The organism is Bacillus safensis (genome assembly GCF_039619585.1).
In the GTDB taxonomy this organism is placed as follows: domain Bacteria; phylum Bacillota; class Bacilli; order Bacillales; family Bacillaceae; genus Bacillus; species Bacillus safensis.
Map to the genome: position 1 here is coordinate 57,147 of NZ_CP154909.1, position 20,309 is coordinate 77,455.

At 42.4% G+C, this 20,309-nt stretch carries 18 protein-coding genes, 2 tRNA genes and 1 pseudogene; all 21 read left to right on the forward strand.

The features are described 5' to 3' along the window. Window positions 1-138: 138 nt before the first annotated feature. The 21 genes and pseudogenes from spoVT to AAYR28_RS00415 all read left to right on the forward strand — a co-directional run bounded on the left by spoVT (window position 139) and on the right by AAYR28_RS00415 (window position 20,306). On the forward strand, window positions 139-675 hold the full coding sequence (gene spoVT, locus AAYR28_RS00315; protein ID WP_034284159.1) for a stage V sporulation protein T: 537 nt from the start codon (window positions 139-141) through the stop codon (window positions 673-675). A gap of 187 nt (window positions 676-862) precedes the next feature. After that, window positions 863-2,467 (forward strand): putative polysaccharide biosynthesis protein, encoded by a 1,605-nt coding sequence (locus AAYR28_RS00320; RefSeq protein ID WP_120206878.1) that lies wholly within the window; start codon window positions 863-865, stop codon window positions 2,465-2,467. Next, window positions 2,457-3,941: a nucleoside triphosphate pyrophosphohydrolase gene (gene mazG / locus AAYR28_RS00325; protein ID WP_120206877.1), complete on the forward strand. Its 1,485-nt coding sequence runs from the start codon at window positions 2,457-2,459 to the stop codon at window positions 3,939-3,941. The genes AAYR28_RS00320 and mazG overlap by 11 nt, the downstream gene beginning before the upstream one ends. After that, window positions 3,938-4,198 carry an RNA-binding S4 domain-containing protein gene (locus tag AAYR28_RS00330; RefSeq protein ID WP_008341839.1) on the forward strand — a complete coding sequence of 87 codons (261 nt, stop codon included), beginning with the start codon at window positions 3,938-3,940 and terminating at the stop codon, window positions 4,196-4,198. Before mazG ends, AAYR28_RS00330 begins: the two co-directional genes overlap by 4 nt. A gap of 73 nt (window positions 4,199-4,271) precedes the next feature. Then, the gene (yabP, locus tag AAYR28_RS00335) at window positions 4,272-4,580 is read left to right on the forward strand and encodes a sporulation protein YabP (RefSeq protein WP_024425646.1); all 309 of its coding nucleotides are present in this window, start codon (window positions 4,272-4,274) and stop codon (window positions 4,578-4,580) included. Next, the gene (gene yabQ / locus AAYR28_RS00340) at window positions 4,577-5,215 is read left to right on the forward strand and encodes a spore cortex biosynthesis protein YabQ (RefSeq protein WP_120206876.1); all 639 of its coding nucleotides are present in this window, start codon (window positions 4,577-4,579) and stop codon (window positions 5,213-5,215) included. Before yabP ends, yabQ begins: the two co-directional genes overlap by 4 nt. Before the next feature lie 18 nt (window positions 5,216-5,233). Then, window positions 5,234-5,608, forward strand: a complete 375-nt coding sequence (locus tag AAYR28_RS00345; protein WP_003217952.1) for an FtsB family cell division protein — start codon at window positions 5,234-5,236, stop codon at window positions 5,606-5,608. Between the two features lie 82 nt (window positions 5,609-5,690). Beyond that, a complete protein-coding gene (locus AAYR28_RS00350) occupies window positions 5,691-6,086 on the forward strand; it encodes a S1 domain-containing RNA-binding protein (protein ID WP_008357409.1) in 396 nt (131 codons plus the stop codon). A 179-nt stretch (window positions 6,087-6,265) separates the two neighbouring features. Continuing rightward, a tRNA-Met gene (locus tag AAYR28_RS00355) sits at window positions 6,266-6,339 on the forward strand. Window positions 6,340-6,364: 25 nt separating this feature from the next. Next, window positions 6,365-6,436, forward strand: a tRNA-Glu gene (locus tag AAYR28_RS00360). A 203-nt stretch (window positions 6,437-6,639) separates the two neighbouring features. Next, on the forward strand, window positions 6,640-9,123 hold the full coding sequence (gene spoIIE / locus AAYR28_RS00365) for a stage II sporulation protein E (protein WP_120206875.1): 2,484 nt from the start codon (window positions 6,640-6,642) through the stop codon (window positions 9,121-9,123). A gap of 76 nt (window positions 9,124-9,199) precedes the next feature. After that, window positions 9,200-9,937: a vWA domain-containing protein gene (locus AAYR28_RS00370; RefSeq protein WP_034284249.1), complete on the forward strand. Its 738-nt coding sequence runs from the start codon at window positions 9,200-9,202 to the stop codon at window positions 9,935-9,937. After that, entirely contained in the window at window positions 9,921-10,925 is a 1,005-nt protein-coding gene (locus AAYR28_RS00375) for a protein kinase domain-containing protein (protein ID WP_120206893.1), read from the forward strand. Before AAYR28_RS00370 ends, AAYR28_RS00375 begins: the two co-directional genes overlap by 17 nt. Window positions 10,926-11,022: 97 nt before the next feature. Continuing rightward, a pseudogene (gene tilS / locus AAYR28_RS00380) lies at window positions 11,023-12,445 on the forward strand (tRNA lysidine(34) synthetase TilS). Then, window positions 12,442-12,981 carry a hypoxanthine phosphoribosyltransferase gene (gene hpt / locus AAYR28_RS00385; RefSeq protein ID WP_008357399.1) on the forward strand — a complete coding sequence of 180 codons (540 nt, stop codon included), beginning with the start codon at window positions 12,442-12,444 and terminating at the stop codon, window positions 12,979-12,981. Before tilS ends, hpt begins: the two are co-directional and overlap by 4 nt. Before the next feature lie 95 nt (window positions 12,982-13,076). Further along, window positions 13,077-14,978, forward strand: a complete 1,902-nt coding sequence (ftsH, locus tag AAYR28_RS00390) for an ATP-dependent zinc metalloprotease FtsH (RefSeq protein WP_034284252.1) — start codon at window positions 13,077-13,079, stop codon at window positions 14,976-14,978. Window positions 14,979-15,140: 162 nt separating this feature from the next. Next, window positions 15,141-15,917 (forward strand): type III pantothenate kinase, encoded by a 777-nt coding sequence (locus tag AAYR28_RS00395; RefSeq protein ID WP_024427185.1) that lies wholly within the window; start codon window positions 15,141-15,143, stop codon window positions 15,915-15,917. A 14-nt stretch (window positions 15,918-15,931) separates the two neighbouring features. Then, window positions 15,932-16,807 carry an Hsp33 family molecular chaperone HslO gene (hslO, locus tag AAYR28_RS00400; RefSeq protein ID WP_061109549.1) on the forward strand — a complete coding sequence of 292 codons (876 nt, stop codon included), beginning with the start codon at window positions 15,932-15,934 and terminating at the stop codon, window positions 16,805-16,807. Window positions 16,808-16,853: 46 nt separating this feature from the next. Beyond that, entirely contained in the window at window positions 16,854-17,762 is a 909-nt protein-coding gene (locus AAYR28_RS00405; RefSeq protein WP_061109550.1) for a peptidyl-prolyl cis-trans isomerase, read from the forward strand. A gap of 77 nt (window positions 17,763-17,839) precedes the next feature. Further along, on the forward strand, window positions 17,840-18,763 hold the full coding sequence (gene cysK / locus AAYR28_RS00410) for a cysteine synthase A (protein WP_024425655.1): 924 nt from the start codon (window positions 17,840-17,842) through the stop codon (window positions 18,761-18,763). 124 nt (window positions 18,764-18,887) lie between these two features. After that, the gene (locus AAYR28_RS00415) at window positions 18,888-20,306 is read left to right on the forward strand and encodes an anthranilate synthase component I family protein (protein ID WP_070326891.1); all 1,419 of its coding nucleotides are present in this window, start codon (window positions 18,888-18,890) and stop codon (window positions 20,304-20,306) included. Window positions 20,307-20,309 lie beyond the last annotated feature (3 nt).

A 20,309-nucleotide genomic window follows, 5' to 3' on the forward strand; every position in this document is an offset into this window, starting at 1 on the left:
ATTTTGTTTGTCTCTCGTGTATATTACGTTTGATGTGACGGATACTAAACTCAGGGTCAAGTGGTGAATGTTGCATAAAGTGGACGCTTTTGTTCCATTCACCCAACACATCATCAAACGAAAGAGAGGCAGCAGTGAATGAAAGCAACTGGAATTGTACGCCGCATCGATGATCTAGGTAGAGTGGTTATTCCGAAGGAGATTCGCAGAACATTGCGCATTCGGGAAGGAGATCCGCTTGAGATTTTCGTCGACCGCGATGGAGAAGTGATTTTGAAGAAGTATTCGCCGATTAGTGAGCTAGGAGACTTTGCGAAGGAATATGCTGATGCATTATTCGACAGTTTGGGTCATTCCATCCTGATCTGTGATCGAGATACGTATATTGCTGTATCCGGCAGTTCGAAAAAAGAGTACTTAAACAAATCCATCAGTGATTTACTTGAACGAACAATGGATCAGCGTAATTCTGTGTTAGAAGAAAGCAAAAAAGAAATTCAACTTGTCGATGGTATTGATGATGACGTATCTTCTTATACCATTGCACCTATTGTTGCAAACGGAGATCCGATTGGCGCCGTCGTCTTATTTTCTAAAGAGCGTTCAATGGGAGAAGTGGAGCATAAAGCGGCAGAGACAGCAGCTGGCTTCTTAGCCCGTCAAATGGAACATTAGGTCTAATAACTCTATATCATTTTGATAAAACGAAAGAATGCCGATGAAATCATTTGATTTTGTCGGTTTTTTATATGGAATGAAACAAAACGAGACATGTGCCGTCTACTCCTTAGAAAGGAACGTCTTTTTCACGTATGATATAATGAGTGCGTTTAACTGTAGATCTATTTTAAAGGAGTCATCCATGAAAAATGCTGTGAATCAGCCGCACTGGCTTTTCCAGGGTGCGGTGATTTTGACCATCGCAGGCTTGTTATCAAAGGTACTAAGTGCCGTTTACCGTGTCCCGTTTCAAAACATCGTAGGGGACACAGGGTTTTATATTTATCAGCAGGTATATCCTTTCCTTGGCATTGCCATCATGCTTGGTACAACAGGTTTTCCTGTCATGGTGTCCAAGCTTTTGAGTGAGCATGGGGAAGAGAATCGACGGATCATTACAAGGGTATCCTTGGTCTATATCACTTTACTGAGCCTGGTCTTATTTCTTTGTCTTTACATAGGAGCAGGCACAATTGCGGGTCTTATGGCAGACAGTCAATTAATTCTGCTCATCCAGATGAGTGCTTTTGTGTTTCTATTTCTGCCGCTCACTGTGATGCTGAGGGGAGTTTTTCAGAGTGACGGTCTGATGCTTCCAACGGCTGTTTCTCAGTTGGTTGAGCAGCTCATCAGGGTAGGTGTCCTGCTTGTTTTATCCTTCTATTTCGTGAGGCACGGCTATTCGCTTTATGAAACAGGGGCGGGTGCGGTGTTCTCTTCTATCGCAGGAAGTGCGGCCTCGCTCATTTTGCTTCTTTTCCTTTGGCTGACCTATCGAAAGCAGCCTGCTGCAAGTATGTCAGGCAAACAGGTGACACTTCGAAAAAAAGATGTTATGAAGAGTTTGGTGCTGTATACATTGACGATTTGTGTCAGCGGTTTGCTCATTTTATGGATGCAAATGATTGATGCTTTTCATCTGTATGCGTTGCTGCGCAGCGAGGGTCTCAGTGAAGCGGCGGCAAAGGCGGCGAAAGGTGTATATGACCGAGGCCAGCCTTTCTTACAGCTCGGAACGGTGTTTGCCATCAGCATCGGAACCTCTCTTGTGCCATTTTTATCGGCAGCCATGAGGAATGGAGAGCATGAAACGATACGGCAAAAAGTTCGGTCATCGGTTAAGACCACGTCGGTATTAGGGATAGGGTCAGCGGTTGGACTGATTTGTATTTTAGAACCAGTCAATACAATGCTTTTTCGTAATGATTTAGGCACTGATGCCTTGCAAATATTCTGTATATCGATCGCCTTTACATCGATTGCCATTACGCAGACGGCTTTACTGCAAGGGCTCGGGCATACTGTGTACCCTGCTGTTGTGGTGGTCCTCAGCGTGCTGGTGAAATGGATTCTAACGATTGCGCTTGTACCGTTATTTGGCATCCAAGGTGCCGCATGGTCAACTGTATGTGGTTTTCTCACAGCAGCCGTGCTCAATGCCGTTTATTTGAAGCATAAAGGATGGATTTCGTTGAGAGAGCTGTTCCCGGTGAAAATTCTTTTATCAGCCGCCTTCATGGCTGTGGTCTTAATAGGATATCAGGCTCTGTTATCATGGGTCATCCCCTTTGAAAAACGTCCGTTTTCCGTTTTAGAGAGCCTGACATCAGTTTTTATTGGTGGTTTCGCCTTTTTATATAGTATTCTTAAGCTAGAAGTATTTACGGACGAGGAATGGAGACTCATTCCATTAGGAGAAAAGATTTTATATTTTAAACAGATGAGAGGGAATCAAAATGGCAGGTAAGATTACCGTCGTCGGTCTCGGGGCAGGCGACATGGATCAGCTGACGCTCGGTGTATATAAGCAGCTGAAGCAGGCGAAAGAAGTATTTATGAGAACGCAGGATCATCCGCTTACCGCAGAGTTGATGCAGGAGGTCCCAGCTCTCACCTTTTTTGATGAAATTTATGAAAAGCACGATCAGTTTGATCAGGTGTATCAGGAAATTACCGAAATATTATTTTCAGAGGCAGCGGAAAAAGACATTGTGTACGCAGTACCTGGTCATCCATTTGTGGCGGAAAAGACCGTACAGCTGCTCGTTTCCGGGCAGAAAGAGCGCGGGATTGAGGTGTCTGTCGCTGGTGGACAAAGCTTTCTAGATGCGACATTCAACTCCTTGCAAATTGATCCCATCGAGGGATTACAATTCGTTGATGCAGGGGATATGAGAGCGGATGATCTGAAATTAACCCAGCACGTCCTGATTTGTCAGGTATATGATCAGATGACAGCTTCGAATGTGAAACTCACACTGATGGAAAAGCTTCCCGACGATTATGAAGTTTATATTGTGACTGCAGCTGGAAGCAGTCAGGAACAGATTACTGCCGTTCCTTTATTTGAACTTGATCGAGATGTGTCGATAAATAACTTAACGAGTGTTTATGTTCCTCCAATTCAAGATGAACAGCTGCTTTATCAACAATTTGACACCTTCCGTGACGTTATACGTACATTAAGAGGTCCGGGCGGCTGTCCATGGGATCAAAAACAAACAAATGAATCACTCAAACCATATTTAATTGAAGAATGCTATGAACTGCTTGAAGCGATAGATGAAGATGACCCAGATCATATGGTGGAAGAGCTTGGCGATGTGCTGCTGCAGGTGCTGCTTCACGCTCAAATTGGCGAAGATGACGGTTATTTCTCAATCGATGACGTCATTCAGCATGTCACAGAAAAAATGATTCGGCGGCACCCCCATGTGTTTGGTGACACGAATGTTTCTGAGGCAGCAGATGTGGTTGCCAACTGGGAAAAAATCAAGCAGCAGGAGAAGCCAGAGCGGACCGGTTCTATTTTGCAATCGATTCCGGCGACACTTCCAGCACTAACAAAGGCATATAAGCTCCAAAAGAAAGCTGCCAAGGTAGGCTTTGATTGGACAGATGTTCAAGATATTTGGAACAAATACGAAGAAGAAAAGCAGGAATTTCTCGATGAAGTGGCAGAGAAGACGGACGATGGTGCAACGAAGCAGATGAAAGATGAATTTGGAGATCTTTTGTTTGTTCTCGTCAATATTGGCCGGTTCTATCACTTAGAGCCTGAAACGGCACTCGCTTCTGCCAACACAAAATTCATACGGCGCTTTCAGCATATCGAACAAAAAGCAAAGGACATAGGCCGTTCATTAGATGACTTAACGCTAGAGGAAATGGACGATCTATGGAACGATGCAAAACGCATAGAAAGAGGTGAAGACACATGAGACTAGATAAATTTTTAAAAGTGTCCCGTTTAATTAAAAGAAGAACATTGGCAAAAGAAGTAGCTGATCAAGGCAGGATTTCTATTAACGGAACACAGGCGAAAGCAAGCTCTGACGTGAAAGAAGGAGATGAGCTGCAAATCCGCTTTGGTCAAAAACTAGTGACTGTTCAAGTCAACGAGTTAAAGGACACAACGAAAAAAGAAGAAGCGGCTGGCATGTATACTGTGCTAAAAGAAGAAAAAACAGCAGAATAGGGCTTGTTCTAAATGACCCTCTTATCACATACAATGCAGTAACATGCAAGTATGAGATATGGGGGATGTATAGATGAATCAATATTATAATCAACCTCAAGGCACGAAGCTGTCATCAGACGCGGAGCATAATGTCACAATGCGAAACAGAAAGCATTTAGATATTACTGGTGTCAAACAAGTGGAAAGTTTTGATAGTGAGGAATTTCTGCTGGAGACGGTCATGGGGATTCTCGCCATCCGCGGAGAAAATCTGCAAATGAAAAACCTAGACGTCGAAAAGGGCGTTGTGTCGATTAAAGGGCGTGTTTTTGATTTAATCTATGTGGATGAGCAGCACGGGGAGAAAGCTAAAGGATTTTTTAGCAAGCTGTTTAAATGACGCTGACAGTCCAGTTTTATACGATGCTTTCCATGGCGGCGATGGGCATCTGGCTGGGCGCATCGCTTGATACGTACAAGCTGTTTGTGAATCGGGAAAAAACAGCAAAATGGCTTTTGGTTATCCACGATCTCCTTTTTTGGATGGTACAGGGTCTCTTATTCTTTTACGTCCTGCTGCTGACAAATGAGGGAGAATTCAGGCTTTATATTTTTCTAGCCGTTGCTCTAGGTTTCTCGATGTATCAGGCATTGATGAAACATCTGTATCTTAAGATTCTCAAGTTTATCATGATGTGTGTATATCAGACCGTTCTCTTCCTGAAAAGGCTGGTCATGTCGATTGTCTTCCAGCCGATCCGCTGGATGATCACATTGGTCATAAGTGCTATACTGTTCTTGCTCCACTCGCTCTTACGTCTAGTTCGTTTTACGTTTCGGCTCGTGTGGAAGGTGCTGTCGATTGTTTGTTATCCGCTCATCTGGTTACTCAATGTGACCATTATTCATCGGATTCCCGAAAAATGGCGAACATCAATGAGATTGTTTTTCTCAAAAGGAGCAGGAATTTTACAAGGGGCCAAGAAATTATCTGGTACCATCAAAACGAAATGGAAACAATTCTGGATAAAGTGAGAGAGGAGGCCTTCAATCTTGAACAAGAGAAAAAGAAATATCGCACAAATTCAAAATGATTACCAAAAACAAATGGAACAGCAAGCGCAGCGCTTAAAACGCAAACGTCGCGGACTCCTTAGAAGGCTTACCGTGTTTGGTGTAATCGTGCTCATGTTTGCTGTCTTGGTGACAAGTGCCCTCTGGTCGCAATCGTCTTCACTAAAGGAAAAAGAAGAGAAGAAGGTTGCGCTCGAAAAAGAGTTGAAGCAATTACAAACAAAGCAGGAAGATATTTCTGATGAAATTAAGAAGCTGAAAAGCAAGGAATACGTACTCGAACTGGCACGACGGGACTATTATATGTCCAAAAAAGGCGAAAAAATATTTGATGTGGGCAATAAGAGCGATTAGCCTTGTTGACACTTAAAATTCAGTTTATGTATAATTGAACAAATGAGATTTTTTTATAAGTCTAAGGAGGAGCACTTTTTTTATGTCGATTGAAGTTGGCAGCAAGTTACAAGGGAAAGTTACGGGCATTACAAATTTTGGAGCTTTTGTGGAGTTGCCAGGCGGTTCAACTGGTCTCGTTCATATCAGTGAGGTAGCCGATAACTATGTAAAAGATATTAATGAGCATTTAAAAGTCGGTGAACAAGTTGAAGTGAAAGTGATTAACGTTGAAAAAGACGGTAAAATCGGCTTGTCCATTAAAAAAGCAAAAGATCGTCCTCAACAACAATCAAGACCAAGCAGAAATGATTTCCGTCCGAAGGAATCGTTTGAACAAAAAATGAACAAATTCTTAAAAGATAGCGAAGATCGCTTAACATCTTTAAAACGTAACACGGAATCAAAACGTGGGGGGCGCGGAGCAAGAAGAGGTTAACTTGTTGCTGCTTTCTATATATTTTCACAACAAAGCATCTGCTGTGTTCAGCAGGTGCTTTTTTTCATGATCCATACGACATTTTTTGAGATTTCGTCATTTAATTTAAAACTTTCTATTGACGGACAAGCGAATCCTTTGTATTATAGTTCTTGTGCTTCTTAGCGCATTTTCATTATGGCGGTGTAGCTCAGCTGGCTAGAGCGTACGGTTCATACCCGTGAGGTCGGGGGTTCGATCCCCTCCGCCGCTATCCTTTTAACTAGAACATAAAGCAAGGCCCGTTGGTCAAGCGGTTAAGACACCGCCCTTTCACGGCGGTAACACGGGTTCGAATCCCGTACGGGTCATCTTCGAAACAGCTTTCTATAGGAAAGCTGTTTTTTTGTGCCTTCGTAAAATTCTGATGAAAGACATCGACTTTCATGAAAGTATGCCTCTTTGACGAATAAAGCGTCGAACGTTTTATGGAAACGACAACTTCTTTTGACAAAATTTCTTTTTCACCTTCGCTATAATGACAAGCAACGAATATCAGGTGGGGGATGAGAAGATGGAAAAACTAGAAAGAAGAACTGATTTAACAGGAGCGGGGTTTGAAAGAATCAGTGCGGGATTAAAAAAGATGAAAAACCTGTTTCTTCATCACACGCATTCTCTTTTTTTCTATAAAGGGTTTATTTATGTTGTTCTAGGCTTTTTATTAGGACGAGCCTTTATATTATCTGAAATTATGCCGTTTGCTCTGCCTTTCTTTGGCTCCATGCTGCTTATTAAAAGAGATAAGGCGATGCTTGCTTGTCTAGCTTTACTCGCAGGGGCGATGACGATATCACCTCAAAATGCATTGTTTGTGTTTGCGTCGCTGCTCATGTTTCTCCTTATGTCAAAGGTGGTTTCTTTCATCATCAAAGACCCAGTGAAAACATTACCGATTGTCATTGTTCTCTCAATGCTGATCACCCGAGGAGCGTTTGTTTACTTAGAGCAAGGTGCTGTGCAAAGCTATGATTACGTCATGGCGGGTGTCGAAGCAGGACTTGCCTTCATTTTGACTCTGATTTTTCTTCAAAGCCTGCCGATTTTTACAGTCAGGAAAATTAAACACTCATTAAAGGTCGAAGAAATTATTTGTTTTATGATTTTAATTGCCTCAGTTTTAACTGGTCTTGCTGGGATCACATTTCAAGGAATGCAGGCAGAGCATATTTTGTCACGTTATGTAGTGCTGACATTTGCCTTTATTGGCGGAGCCAGTATTGGGTGTACGGTCGGTGTTGTGACAGGATTAATTCTCGGTCTCGCTAACATCGGAAACCTTTATCAGATGAGTCTTCTTGCCTTTTCAGGATTATTAGGCGGATTGCTGAAAGAAGGGAAGAAAGCAGGGGCAGCCATCGGCTTAATTGTGGGTTCCTTACTCATTTCACTGTACGGGGAAGGATCAGCAGGTCTCATGACCACACTGTATGAATCACTTATAGCGGTTGCACTCTTTTTGCTCACGCCGCAATCAGTCACCTCCAAGGTAGCGAAATACATTCCTGGTACGGTAGAGCATGTACAAGAGCAGCAGCAATATGCTCGGAAGGTACGAGACGTGACAGCAAAAAAGGTAGATCAGTTCTCTCATGTATTTCATGCGCTGTCTGAGAGTTTTGCGACATTTTACGAATCCATTCCTGAAGAGAAGAAGCAGGAAGAGGATGTAGATCTTTTTTTAAGTACGATCACAGAACGATCCTGTCAAACGTGCTATAAGAAAAATAAATGCTGGGTGCAGAACTTTGATACAACCTATGAACTAATGAAACAAGTTATGCATGAATCTGATGAAAAAACGTATGAGCATAACCGAAAATTGAAAAAGAAATTTAGTCAGCACTGCTCAAAATCAAAACATGTCGAGGAATTGATCGAAGAGGAGATCGCTTACTATAAAGCCAATCAGACATTGAAGAAAAAAGTCCAAGACAGCAGACGTCTTGTGGCTGAACAGCTGATGGGGGTCTCGCAAGTAATGGAGGATTTTTCCCGGGAAATAAAACGAGAAAGAGAACAGCATTTTATTCAGGAAGAGCAGATGATAGAAGCGCTTCAGCACTTTGGCATTGAAATCCAGCAAGTAGAAATCTATAGCTTGGAGCAGGGAAATGTGGATATTGAAATGAGAATCCCATATTGCCAAGGGCATGGGGAATGTGAAAAAATCATTGCTCCAATGCTTTCAGATATTTTAGAAGAACAGATTTTAGTCAAAGCAGAGCAGTGTGCAGAGCATCCAACAGGCTATTGCCACGTTGTATTTGGCTCTGCTAAATCATATCGAGTGGCTACAGGCGTGGCACATGCAGCAAAAGGCGGAGGACTGGTATCTGGAGACAGCTACAGCATGATGGAGCTTGGTGCGGGCAAGTATGCTGCAGCTATTAGTGATGGAATGGGCAACGGAGCACGGGCTCATTTTGAAAGCAATGAAACGATTAAGCTGTTAGAAAAAATATTGGCGTCAGGTATCAATGAAAAAGTGGCGATTAAAACCATTAATAGTATTTTATCTTTAAGAACGACGGACGAGATCTATTCAACATTGGATTTATCGATCATTGATTTACAGGATGCGAGCTGTAAGTTCCTCAAAATTGGTTCAACACCCAGCTTTATTAAACGGGGTGATCAGGTTATGAAGGTACAAGCAAGCAACTTGCCAATCGGTATTATTGATGAATTCGAAGTCGAGGTTGTGAGTGAACAGATGAAGGCAGGAGATCTATTGATTATGATGAGTGACGGCATTTTTGAAGGGCCAAAGCATATTGAAAATCATGATCTGTGGGTGAAACGGAAAATGAAAAGCTTTAAAACAGAAGATCCCCAAGAAATTGCTGATTTATTAATGGAAGAGGTCATTCGAACAAGAGCAGGCCAAATTGATGACGATATGACAGTTGTTGTCATCAGGCTCGACCACAACACACCAAAATGGGCTTCCATTCCGACCGGTACATTCTATCTTGAGAAACAAGAGATTTCTTAAAATATCGTATAATATGAATTTCTTCTGGCGATGATGGGGATATAAGCATTCAGTTACAATCCCAGGAGGAATGAAGATGCGAAAAGGTCACGTCAACCAAATCTTATTGATTACAGATGGCTGCTCAAATCACGGGGAAGATCCGCTTGCGATTGCCTCATTGGCAAAGGAACAAGGGATTACAGTCAATGTCATTGGCATTATGGAAGAAAACAGACACGATCATGAAGCGATGAAGGAAGTAGAGGGGATTGCTCTCGCAGGCGGAGGCATCCATCAAGTTGTCTACGTCCAGCAGTTATCTCAAACAGTACAAATGGTCACAAAAAAAGCGATGACACAAACCCTGCAAGGTGTTGTGAATAAAGAATTGCAGCAAATTCTCGGCAAAGATGCTGAAATTGAAGAACTTCCACCTGATAAGCGCGGGGAAGTAATGGAGGTTGTAGATGAGTTAGGAGAGACGGTTCACCTTCAAGTACTCGTGCTTGTTGATACAAGTGCAAGTATGAAACCGAAGCTGCCGACTGTAAAAGAAGCACTCATCGACCTTTCCATCAGTTTAAATTCAAGAATTGGAGAAAATCAGTTTGGGATGTGTGTATTTCCCGGGAAAAACTCAGATGCTGAAATTGTGTTGAATTGGACGCCTCGATTCGATTCATTATCATCTATTTTCCCAAAACTGACCACTGGAGGAATCACCCCAACGGGACCAGCGCTTCGGGAAGCACTTCAGCATTTCAAATCAGTTCGTTCACGCAAAGGGCTGCTTGAAGCAAAGGAAGAGCATGATGATGAATTCGGCTTCTAACATCCCGTTAGGCACGGTGATTCAAGGGAAATGGCACCACCATCATTACCGTATTGTAAAAGAGCTTGGAAAAGGGGCGAACGGTGTTGTCTATCTGGCCGAATCGCCACATGGGCAAGCGGCCCTTAAAGTGAGTGATGACAGTATGCTTATTGCATCTGAAGTCAATGTATTAAAATCCTTTTCAAAGGCTCCTGTGAAAACCATGGGGCCTTCTTTTTATGATATGGATGATGCGATTTATCCTGGTATGCCTCAAAAACGCTCTTTTTATGTGATGGAATATGTCAGAGGCCCATTACTGCTTGAATTTGTGAAACAAAAGGGTGATGAGTGGATTGTGGTTTTAATGATTCAGCTTTTATCTAGCTTGGCTCATTTACATCAGGAAGGCTGGATTTTTGGTGATTTAAAGCCGGATAATCTCATTGTTTCTGGGCCCCCGGCCACGATCCGGTGCATTGATGTGGGAGGAACGACGAAAGCGGGCAGGGCAATTAAGGAGTATACCGAGTTTTTTGATCGAGGCTATTGGGGATTCGGTACACGAAAAGCTGAACCAACTTATGATTTATTTGCTCTGACGATGGTGATGGTGAACTGTGCGTATAAGAAAGAATTCAAAAAAGGAGCAGAACCAGAAAAGCAGCTTTATCGAGCTATTGAAGGACATCCTTTATTAAAGCGATATGAAAGGGTGTTAAAGGCTGCTCTACAAGGTAAATATCAATCAGCAGCAGACATGAAAAGTGCGATGCTGAAAGAAGGACAGCTGATTGCATCAAGGAAATCGCGCCAGAAGAAGCAGCAAAAAAACGCGCCAAAACCTGCTGTTAATCAAAATCAACAAGTGACCTCACGATCGCGGGCTGCAGCAGCAAAAAGAACGTCAGTGCGTAAAAAATCAGGCGGACTTTTTGAAACCATTCTTATCGTGTGCAGTGTACTCGCTCTTTACTGTGCATATGTGGTTTTGTTCCTGTTGTAGAGCCGGAAAAAAGCAGGCTTCTTCTTTGCTTGGAGCTACTGAAAGTGATAGGATATGTATATCTTTAAATTACCTGCTCTTTTGTGAGGAGGAAGTTGTGAGTAGAATTGAATCTTTTTTGAAAAAACATGATGTTTACCTTGAAAATACGACAGTCATTGTCGGGGTTTCCGGCGGACCGGATTCCATGCTCTTACTGCATGAACTTAACAAACGTCGCAAAGGTTCCTATCAGCTGATTGCAGCCCATGTAGATCACATGTTCAGAGGAGAAGAGTCCTTCGCTGATTTGGCATTTGTTGAGGCTTACTGTAAGGAGCACGAGATCCCTTTTGAATCGTCCCGCATACAGGTCACCCAATATGCAAAAGAAAACCGCTTAAACAAACAGGCAGCTGCAAGGGAGTGCAGATATGCTTTCTTTCGTCAATTGATGGAGCAATACAACGCTCAATTTATAGCGCTTGCACATCATGGAGACGACCAAGTAGAAACAATGATGATGAGACTTGTGAGAGGGACTGTTGGTATTGGACTCGCGGGTATCCAAGCAAAACGTCCTTTTCAAGGCGGATGGCTGATTCGTCCGCTCATTGGATACTCTAAAGACGACGTGCTAAAAGTTTGTGAAAAAGAACATGTCCCCTATGTCATTGATCAAAGCAATCATACGGATGACTACTTGAGAAACCGGGTAAGAAGACATATTCTTCCCGTGTTAAAAGAAGAGGCACCTCATGTACATGAAAGCTTTCAGTTTGTAAGTGACATGCTGACTGAGGATGAGCAATACTTGCAGGCTTTAACAAAGGAACAAATGAACCAAGTGATAACGAGTCAATCGCCTAAGCAAATTGAGATCAAAACGAAGCCTTTGCTTGACCTGCCTTTGCCTTTACAAAGAAGAGGCATTCAACTAATATTAAACTATCTTTATGAAAACACTCAATCAGCGTTTTCAAACCAGCATATTCTAGGGACTTTAGACTGGTTATCTCATACAGATCAACCGTCTGGATCATTAGATTTGCCAAAAGGTTTACAAGCTGTCAAGTCTTATGATCACTGTATGTTTACCTTTGAACGATCGCATGTATTAGACCAGTCTTATGCTCTTCACTTAAAGGCTGAGCTCGGAGAAGAGCTTTTTCTCCCAAATGGACAGTCTATCGTCGTATCAAATCATGTTCCGAAGGATGCACGGAACGGAAACCATTTTTTCTTGCTTCAAAAAGATCATGTTCGTCTCCCTTTGATCATTCGCTCACGAAAAAATGGTGATCGAATCAAACTTAAAGGGATGAATGGATCAAAAAAGGTGAAGGATATATTTATTGATAAAAAAGTGCCTCTTGCAGAAAGAGACAGCTGGCCGATCGTCACTGACTCGGATCATCAAATCATCTGGATCCCAGGTCTGAAAAAATCCGTTTTTGAAGAAATTGATATGACAAACAGCGATCTCATTGTATTACAATATAGACAGCACGAAAATTTGTAGGGGGCAAGCAAAAGCATGAAACAAGATATTGAAAAGATTTTGATCTCAGAAGAAGAGATCCAGCAAAAAGTGAAGGAACTGGGTGCAACATTAACCAGCGATTATGATGGTAAATTTCCCCTGGCTATTGGTGTTTTGAAAGGGGCTCTTCCATTCATGGCAGACCTGATCAAACACATTGATACATATTTAGAACTTGATTTTATGGATGTATCTAGCTACGGAAAGTCTACCGTATCTTCTGGAGAAGTAAAGATCATTAAGGATCTAGATACTTCTGTTGAAGGAAGAGATATTTTGATTATGGAAGATATCATCGACAGTGGGTTAACTTTGAGCTATCTGGTAGAGCTTTTCCGATACCGTAAAGCAAATTCCATTAAAATTGTGACATTGCTTGATAAACCAAGCGGCCGCAAAGCAGACATCAAAGCAGATTATGTTGGATTTGAAGTGCCAGATGCATTTGTTGTCGGCTATGGATTGGATTTCGCTGAACGTTACCGAAACCTCCCGTATATTGGAGTGTTAAAACCATCTGTTTACGAAGGCTGATCAGCATACGTATACATGAGGTTATTGGTTGTGTTGGAATGATTTTCTATGATACTATTGAACATAGTTGTGCTTACTGTGGGAGGAGGTAAGGAATGAATCGGGTTTTTCGTAATACGATTTTTTATATACTTATTTTATTACTTGTGATAGGGGTCGTCAGTTGGTTAGGATCCCCAAATCAAAAGCCTGAGAACATGTCTTACAGCAAATTTTCGCAAAATCTAAGTGCGGGAAAAGTGGAGAGTATCTCCATTCAGCCTGTAAGAGGGGTTTATGAAATTCGTGGTCAATTAGATGGCGCGAAGAAAGATCAATACTTCATTACCCATGTTCCAGATGGTCAAGGTGTTGACCAAATTTACAGTGCACTGAAGAATACAGATGTAAAAGTAGAACCAGCACCTGAAACAAATGGATGGCTGCAAGTTCTGACAACCATCATTCCGTTTATCATCATCTTTATCCTGTTCTTCTTCTTATTGAACCAAGCTCAGGGCGGCGGAAGCCGAGTCATGAACTTTGGTAAGAGTAAGGCGAAGCTTTACACAGAAGAGAAGAAACGTGTGAAATTTAAAGATGTTGCCGGTGCAGATGAAGAGAAGCAAGAGCTTGTAGAAGTGGTTGAATTCCTGAAGGATCCACGTAAATTTGCGGAGCTTGGCGCAAGAATCCCTAAAGGGGTTTTACTAGTAGGACCTCCAGGTACAGGTAAAACATTGCTTGCGAGAGCATCTGCAGGAGAAGCAGGCGTTCCTTTCTTCAGCATCAGTGGTTCTGACTTCGTCGAGATGTTCGTCGGTGTCGGTGCATCACGTGTACGTGATTTATTCGAAAATGCGAAAAAGAATGCACCTTGCTTAATCTTTATTGATGAGATTGATGCAGTGGGTCGTCAGCGTGGAGCCGGTCTTGGCGGCGGTCATGACGAGCGTGAACAAACGCTTAACCAGCTTCTTGTTGAAATGGATGGTTTTAGTGCCAACGAAGGTATTATTATCATTGCTGCGACGAACCGTGCAGATATTCTAGACCCTGCATTGCTGCGTCCGGGACGTTTTGACCGTCAAATTACGGTTGACCGCCCAGATGTTATTGGCCGTGAAGAAGTACTGAAAGTTCATGCGAAAAACAAACCGCTTGACGAGTCAGTCAACTTAAAAGCCATTGCAAGCAGAACACCAGGGTTCTCTGGAGCAGATCTTGAGAACTTACTAAACGAAGCAGCACTTGTTGCTGCCCGTCAAAACAAAAAGAAAATCGATATGCGTGATATCGATGAAGCGACTGACCGTGTCATCGCTGGGCCGGCGAAGAAAAGCCGCGTCATTTCGAAGAAAGAACGTAATATCGTGGCTTACCATGAAGCAGGTCATACCGTCATTGGTCTTATCCTAGACGAAGCGGACATGGTGCATAAAGTAACGATCGTTCCTCGTGGTCAGGCAGGCGGATATGCGGTCATGCTTCCAAGAGAAGACCGTTATTTCCAAACGAAGCCAGAGCTTCTTGATAAAATTGTCGGCTTGCTCGGCGGTCGTGTTGCAGAGGAAATTACGTTTGGCGAAGTAAGTACAGGCGCTCACAACGACTTCCAGCGTGCAACAGGCATTGCAAGAAGAATGGTTACAGAGTTCGGTATGTCTGATAAACTTGGTCCGCTTCAATTCGGTCAATCACAAGGAGGTCAAGTATTCCTTGGCCGTGATTTCAACAATGAGCCGAATTACAGTGAAGCGATCGCTTACGAAATTGACCAAGAAGTTCAGCGTTTCATTAAGGAGAGCTACGAACGTGCGAAGCAAATTCTCACTGAGAATAAAGATAAGCTAGAAATCATCGCACAGGCCCTTCTAGAAGTTGAAACATTAGATGCTGAGCAAATTAAATCTCTTTACGAAACTGGAAAGCTTCCAGAGCGTGTATACGCAGATGACGAAGAGAAAAACGATGATGTGAAAGTAAACATCAAGAAAAAAGAAGATGAGGAGATCTAATCTCCTTCTGTGAAAGCTGCCGGGATCACCGGCAGCTTTTTTTATTTCGATTCATGAATGGATCGGTTTCGAATTGTTTACAAATGGAACTCAATTCGTGTATGGTATGATAGAAAGTCGAAAAATGCTCTTTTTGAGAAACTATTCAAAGTGGTGATGAAGTTGTTACTCGTGATAGATGTAGGAAACACAAATACCGTTTTAGGTGTTTATCATAATGGCGATCTAAACTACCATTGGCGAATTGAAACAAGCCGTCATAAAACAGAAGATGAATTTGGTATGTCCATCAGGGCTTTATTCGATTATGTGGGGCTGATGTTTGACCAAATAGAAGGGATTATCATCTCGTCTGTTGTCCCGCCTATGATGTTCGCACTTGAAAGAATGTGCGAAAAGTATTTTCACATAACACCCCAAATTGTAGGGCCTGGAATGAAGACTGGTTTAAACATTATGTGTGACAATCCAAAGGAAGTCGGGGCAGATCGAATTGTCAATGCAGTAGCAGCCATTCACCTATATGGGGCGCCTCTTATTGTGGTAGACTTTGGAACAGCAACAACCTACTGTTATATCAATGAACAAAAACAATACATGGGTGGAGCGATTGCACCGGGTATTACCATTTCAACTGAGGCTTTATATACAAGAGCGGCGAAGCTGCCGAGAATTGAAATTGTCCGTCCAGATCACATTGTTGGAAAAAACACCATCAGTGCGATGCAATCCGGCATCCTTTATGGATATGTTGGCCAAGTCGAGGGAATAGTGAAACGGATGAAGCAGCAAGCCAAACAAACACCGAAAGTCATTGCAACAGGCGGTTTGTCTACATTGATAGGAAATGAATCAGACTGTATTGATATTGTCGATCCGTTCCTCACATTAAAAGGATTGCAGCTCATTTATGAACGTAATCGTGTCGGTGTATTATAGGAGGTTCAAATCAAATGGATTACTTAGTTAAAGCGTTAGCATATGACGGAAAAGTCCGTGCATATGCTGCAAACACAACAGATACAATCAACGAAGCACAAAGAAGACATCATACGTGGCCGACTGCATCAGCAGCCATCGGCAGAACGATGACAGCAACAGTCATGATGGGTGCTATGCTGAAAGGTGAGAATAAGCTAACGGTCAAAATAGAAGGCGGTGGACCAATCGGCGCCATTATTGCTGATGGAAATGCAAAAGGCCAGGTACGAGGATATGTCTCAAACCCACAAGTTCACTTTGACTTAAATGAACATGGCAAGCTGGATGTGAGACGTGCAGTCGGAACATCTGGAACGTTAAGTGTTGTCAAAGATATCGGGCTGAAGGACCACTTTACAGGACAAACGGAAATCGTCTCAGGTGAAATTGGAGATGACTTCACTTATTATCTTGTTTCTTCTGAGCAAGTGCCTTCCTCTGTAGGCGTAGGTGTCCTTGTCAATCCAGATAATTCGATCCTCGCAGCAGGCGGTTTCATTATTCAATTGCTGCCTGGTACAGACGATGCTGTCATTGAAAGACTAGAAAAGCGCCTGTCAACCATTGAACCAATCTCTAAACTCATTGAAAAAGGGATGACACCAGAACAAATATTAGAAGAAGTACTCGGTGAAAAGCCTCAAATTTTAGAAACTGTACCCGTCGAATTTTCTTGTAACTGCTCAAAAGAACGGTTTGCAAATGGCATTATCAGCCTAGGAAAAGCCGAAATTGATGATATGATTGAACAAGACGGACAAGCAGAAGCTCAATGCCATTTTTGTAACGAAACGTATGTATTTACAAAAGAAGAGCTAGAAGAGCTACGTGAAGAATTAACCCGCTAAGCTCTAAGCAGCGGGTTTTCTTTTTAGAATGGAAAGGAGACGAAAGATGAGACTAAAAGCAAGAGTGGTATGGACATTTATCCTCGTGTTGCTCATGATTAATACCGTTGTCATTGCATATGTATTAACAAAGTCACAAATGTCACAGGCTTCTTCTAACGGAAAGAGCGGTGAAGAAATTGCGTCAATTGGAAAAGAGAAGGTGACGCGTCAAGAATGGCTAAAGAAAATGGAAGACCGCTACGGAAAGGCGACACTTGAGCAAATGATCAATCAAAAGGTGGTCAATCAGCTTGCCAAGCAAAACAAGCTGGAAGTGTCTTCAAAAGAGATCAATCGTGAATTGCTTATGCTCAAAGCGGTGTCTAATAATTTCTATGAAGATGGACATACAAGTGAGAAGGAATGGAAAGAACAGATTCGTTATCAAATTTTATTAGAGCAGCTTTTAACAAGAGATGCCGTCGTTTCTGAAAAAGAAGCGAAATCGTTTTATGAAAAAAACAAGGACTTATATCAATATGATGATTCATACCGCATTCGCCATATCGTCGTGAAGACAAAGAGCGAGGCTGAAAATGTATTAAAAGATTTAAAAGGTGGGTCTAGCTTCGAAGCCGTAGCAGCTGAACGTTCAATCGACCGTTACACCTCACCATACGGCGGAGATCTTGGATTTGTGACAGAAGAGCAGGAAAGTATCCCGGCCCTATACATACAAGAAGCTCAAAAGCTTCAGCCAGATGAATGGACGAAAGAACCGATTCAGACCAAAAACGGGTATGCCATTATTCAGTTAAAAGAAAAATTAAATGGCCGCTCTTTCTCCTACGAAGAAGTCAAAGATCAGATTAAAAGGCAGATCGCTATGGAAGATCTAGGTGAAAAGGCGAATGTCAAAACCCTGTGGAAAGAAGCAAAAGTCACATGGTTTTACGATGGCGAGCAGGACTAAAAGCATTGACAAAATTTTTTGAAATTGATAATTTAATATTAATACAATAAAATTACTCGGAGATAGAGGTGTTAGTGATGGCTCGTATTGCAAATTCAGTTTTTGAACTAATAGGAAATACACCAGTCGTTAAATTAAACCGTTTAGTAGATGAAGACAGTGCGGATGTCTACTTGAAACTTGAATATATGAACCCGGGCAGCAGTGTCAAAGATCGTATTGCTTTAGCGATGATCGAAGATGCTGAAGCAAAAGGAACATTAAAAGCCGGCGATACGCTTATTGAACCAACAAGCGGAAACACAGGAATCGGCCTTGCAATGGTAGCGGCTGCTAAAGGAATTAACGCGATTTTGGTTATGCCGGACACAATGAGTCAGGAGCGCCGCAACCTTTTACGCGCTTATGGTGCGGAGCTTGTCTTAACACCAGGTGCAGAAGGAATGAAAGGTGCCATCAAAAAAGCAGAAGAATTGGCAGAGGAGCATGGTTACTTCATGCCTCAGCAATTTAGCAACGAAGCCAATGCGGAGATTCACCGTCGTACAACTGGGAAAGAAATCCTTGAACAATTTGACGGCGAGCTTGATGCATTTATTGCAGGTGTTGGTACGGGCGGTACGATTACAGGTGCTGGTGAAGTCCTAAAAGAAGCCATCCCATCCATCCAGCTTTATGCAGTAGAGCCGACAGATTCCCCTGTATTGTCAGGCGGGAAGCCGGGTCCGCATAAAATTCAAGGAATTGGAGCAGGTTTCGTTCCTTCAATCTTGAACACAGAAATATATGACGGCATCATCCAAGTGAAAAACGAAGATGCATTTGAGCTTGCAAGAAAAGCAGCGAAAGAAGAAGGAATTCTTGGCGGTATTTCTTCAGGAGCAGCTATTTACGCAGCGCTTCAAACAGCGAAGAAGCTTGGTAAAGGGAAAAAGGTTCTCGCCATCATCCCAAGTAATGGAGAGCGTTACCTCAGTACACCTCTTTATCAATTCGATTAAACCAATCACCCCAGCATTTGCTGGGGTTTTTTCATGAATTCTGAAGATGGAAAGCAAATACTGTTTTCTAAATAAATTGGATTGCATTACAATAAGATTAATGAAAATGAAAAAGGATGATAACATGACACAACGCAGGCCGATGGGCATCAAAATTCCTTTTACGAAAGATGCATTCTTGAAAAGATACGAACAATTAACTGCTCGTGAAACACATCATGTGCTTCTTGAAAGTGCGCGCGGCGGTTCATATAGCATCGCTGGTATTCACCCGATTGCTAAAGCGAAGGGGAAAGATGGGATGACGACCATCCATTATCAAGATGAGGTGCTGTTCAAAGAAGGTGATCCATTCAGAGCGTTTACGGATTGGTTTCAAACCCTTCAAACTGAAACGAACGACGAATACCCCGACTTTCAAGGCGGAGCGATTGGGTTTTTAAGCTACGATTATGCTAGATACATCGAGCATTTTAAGATGCTGGCAATTGATGATCTACAAACACCAGACCTTTATTTCCTCGTGTTTAATGATGTTGCAGTTTTTGATCATGAAGAAAACGCGCTGTGGCTGATTACGCACATAGAGGAAGCGGAATCAGGGAGTGAAGCGAACCAAAGGCTTGAGGAATGGAAGCAAAAATGGACAAGCTCTTCAGAAGAATCAGCACAATCACCTGTCAATGAATCTTCCACAGAATTTGTACCAGCAGCACCTTTCACTGAAGAAACCTTTGGGGAAGCAGTAGAGAAAATTAAGCAATATATCGCAAACGGTGATGTGTTCCAAGTGAACTTATCCATCAGACAAGATGAACAGCTTCACACTCATCCGTATGATTTATACAAAACGTTACGTCAAGTCAATCCATCTCCTTATATGTCTTACCTGCATACGCCTGACTTCCAGATTGTTTGTGGATCTCCAGAGCTTCTTATTAAGAAAAAAGGAACTCAGCTAGAAACAAGACCAATTGCCGGAACAAGATCACGAGGCAAAGACGACGCTGAGGATCAAGCGTTGGCAAAAGAGCTCATTGAAAATGAAAAAGAACGCGCAGAGCATGTGATGCTCGTTGATCTTGAGCGGAATGATCTTGGACGCGTATCCACTTATGGATCCGTAAAAGTGAACGAATTTATGGCGATTGAGAAATATTCGCACGTGATGCATATTGTATCCAATGTACAAGGAGAGCTGCGTGATGAATGTGACGCGGTAGATGTCATGAGAGCTGTATTCCCAGGTGGAACGATTACAGGTGCTCCAAAAGTGAGGACGATGGAAATCATAGAAGAACTTGAGCCAACAAGACGTGGGCTTTATACTGGATCTATAGGCTGGTTTGGATTCAATCAAGATATGCACTTTAATATCGTCATTCGTACTGCGTATTGTACAGAAGGAAAAGCCTTTATGCAGTCAGGTGCGGGGATCGTCATAGATTCTGTCCCTAAACACGAATATAAAGAATCGATTAAAAAAGCCTATGCAGTGAAAAAAGCATTACAGCTGAGCAAAGAAGAGACTATTTTGAGTTAGAGG

Excerpts from the sequence above, each read along its gene's own strand:
- spoVT (WP_034284159.1), top strand. The coding sequence starts at position 139 with ATGAAAGCAACTGGAATTGTACGCCGCATCGATGATCTAGGTAGAGTG.
- AAYR28_RS00320 (WP_120206878.1), top strand. The coding sequence starts at position 863 with ATGAAAAATGCTGTGAATCAGCCGCACTGGCTTTTCCAGGGTGCGGTG.
- mazG (WP_120206877.1), top strand. The coding sequence starts at position 2,457 with ATGGCAGGTAAGATTACCGTCGTCGGTCTCGGGGCAGGCGACATGGAT.
- AAYR28_RS00330 (WP_008341839.1), top strand. The coding sequence starts at position 3,938 with ATGAGACTAGATAAATTTTTAAAAGTGTCCCGTTTAATTAAAAGAAGA.
- yabP (WP_024425646.1), top strand. The coding sequence starts at position 4,272 with ATGAATCAATATTATAATCAACCTCAAGGCACGAAGCTGTCATCAGAC.
- yabQ (WP_120206876.1), top strand. The coding sequence starts at position 4,577 with ATGACGCTGACAGTCCAGTTTTATACGATGCTTTCCATGGCGGCGATG.
- AAYR28_RS00350 (WP_008357409.1), top strand. The coding sequence starts at position 5,691 with ATGTCGATTGAAGTTGGCAGCAAGTTACAAGGGAAAGTTACGGGCATT.
- spoIIE (WP_120206875.1), top strand. The coding sequence starts at position 6,640 with ATGGAAAAACTAGAAAGAAGAACTGATTTAACAGGAGCGGGGTTTGAA.
- AAYR28_RS00370 (WP_034284249.1), top strand. The coding sequence starts at position 9,200 with ATGCGAAAAGGTCACGTCAACCAAATCTTATTGATTACAGATGGCTGC.
- AAYR28_RS00375 (WP_120206893.1), top strand. The coding sequence starts at position 9,921 with ATGAATTCGGCTTCTAACATCCCGTTAGGCACGGTGATTCAAGGGAAA.
- hpt (WP_008357399.1), top strand. The coding sequence starts at position 12,442 with ATGAAACAAGATATTGAAAAGATTTTGATCTCAGAAGAAGAGATCCAG.
- ftsH (WP_034284252.1), top strand. The coding sequence starts at position 13,077 with ATGAATCGGGTTTTTCGTAATACGATTTTTTATATACTTATTTTATTA.
- hslO (WP_061109549.1), top strand. The coding sequence starts at position 15,932 with ATGGATTACTTAGTTAAAGCGTTAGCATATGACGGAAAAGTCCGTGCA.
- AAYR28_RS00405 (WP_061109550.1), top strand. The coding sequence starts at position 16,854 with ATGAGACTAAAAGCAAGAGTGGTATGGACATTTATCCTCGTGTTGCTC.
- cysK (WP_024425655.1), top strand. The coding sequence starts at position 17,840 with ATGGCTCGTATTGCAAATTCAGTTTTTGAACTAATAGGAAATACACCA.
- AAYR28_RS00415 (WP_070326891.1), top strand. The coding sequence starts at position 18,888 with ATGACACAACGCAGGCCGATGGGCATCAAAATTCCTTTTACGAAAGAT.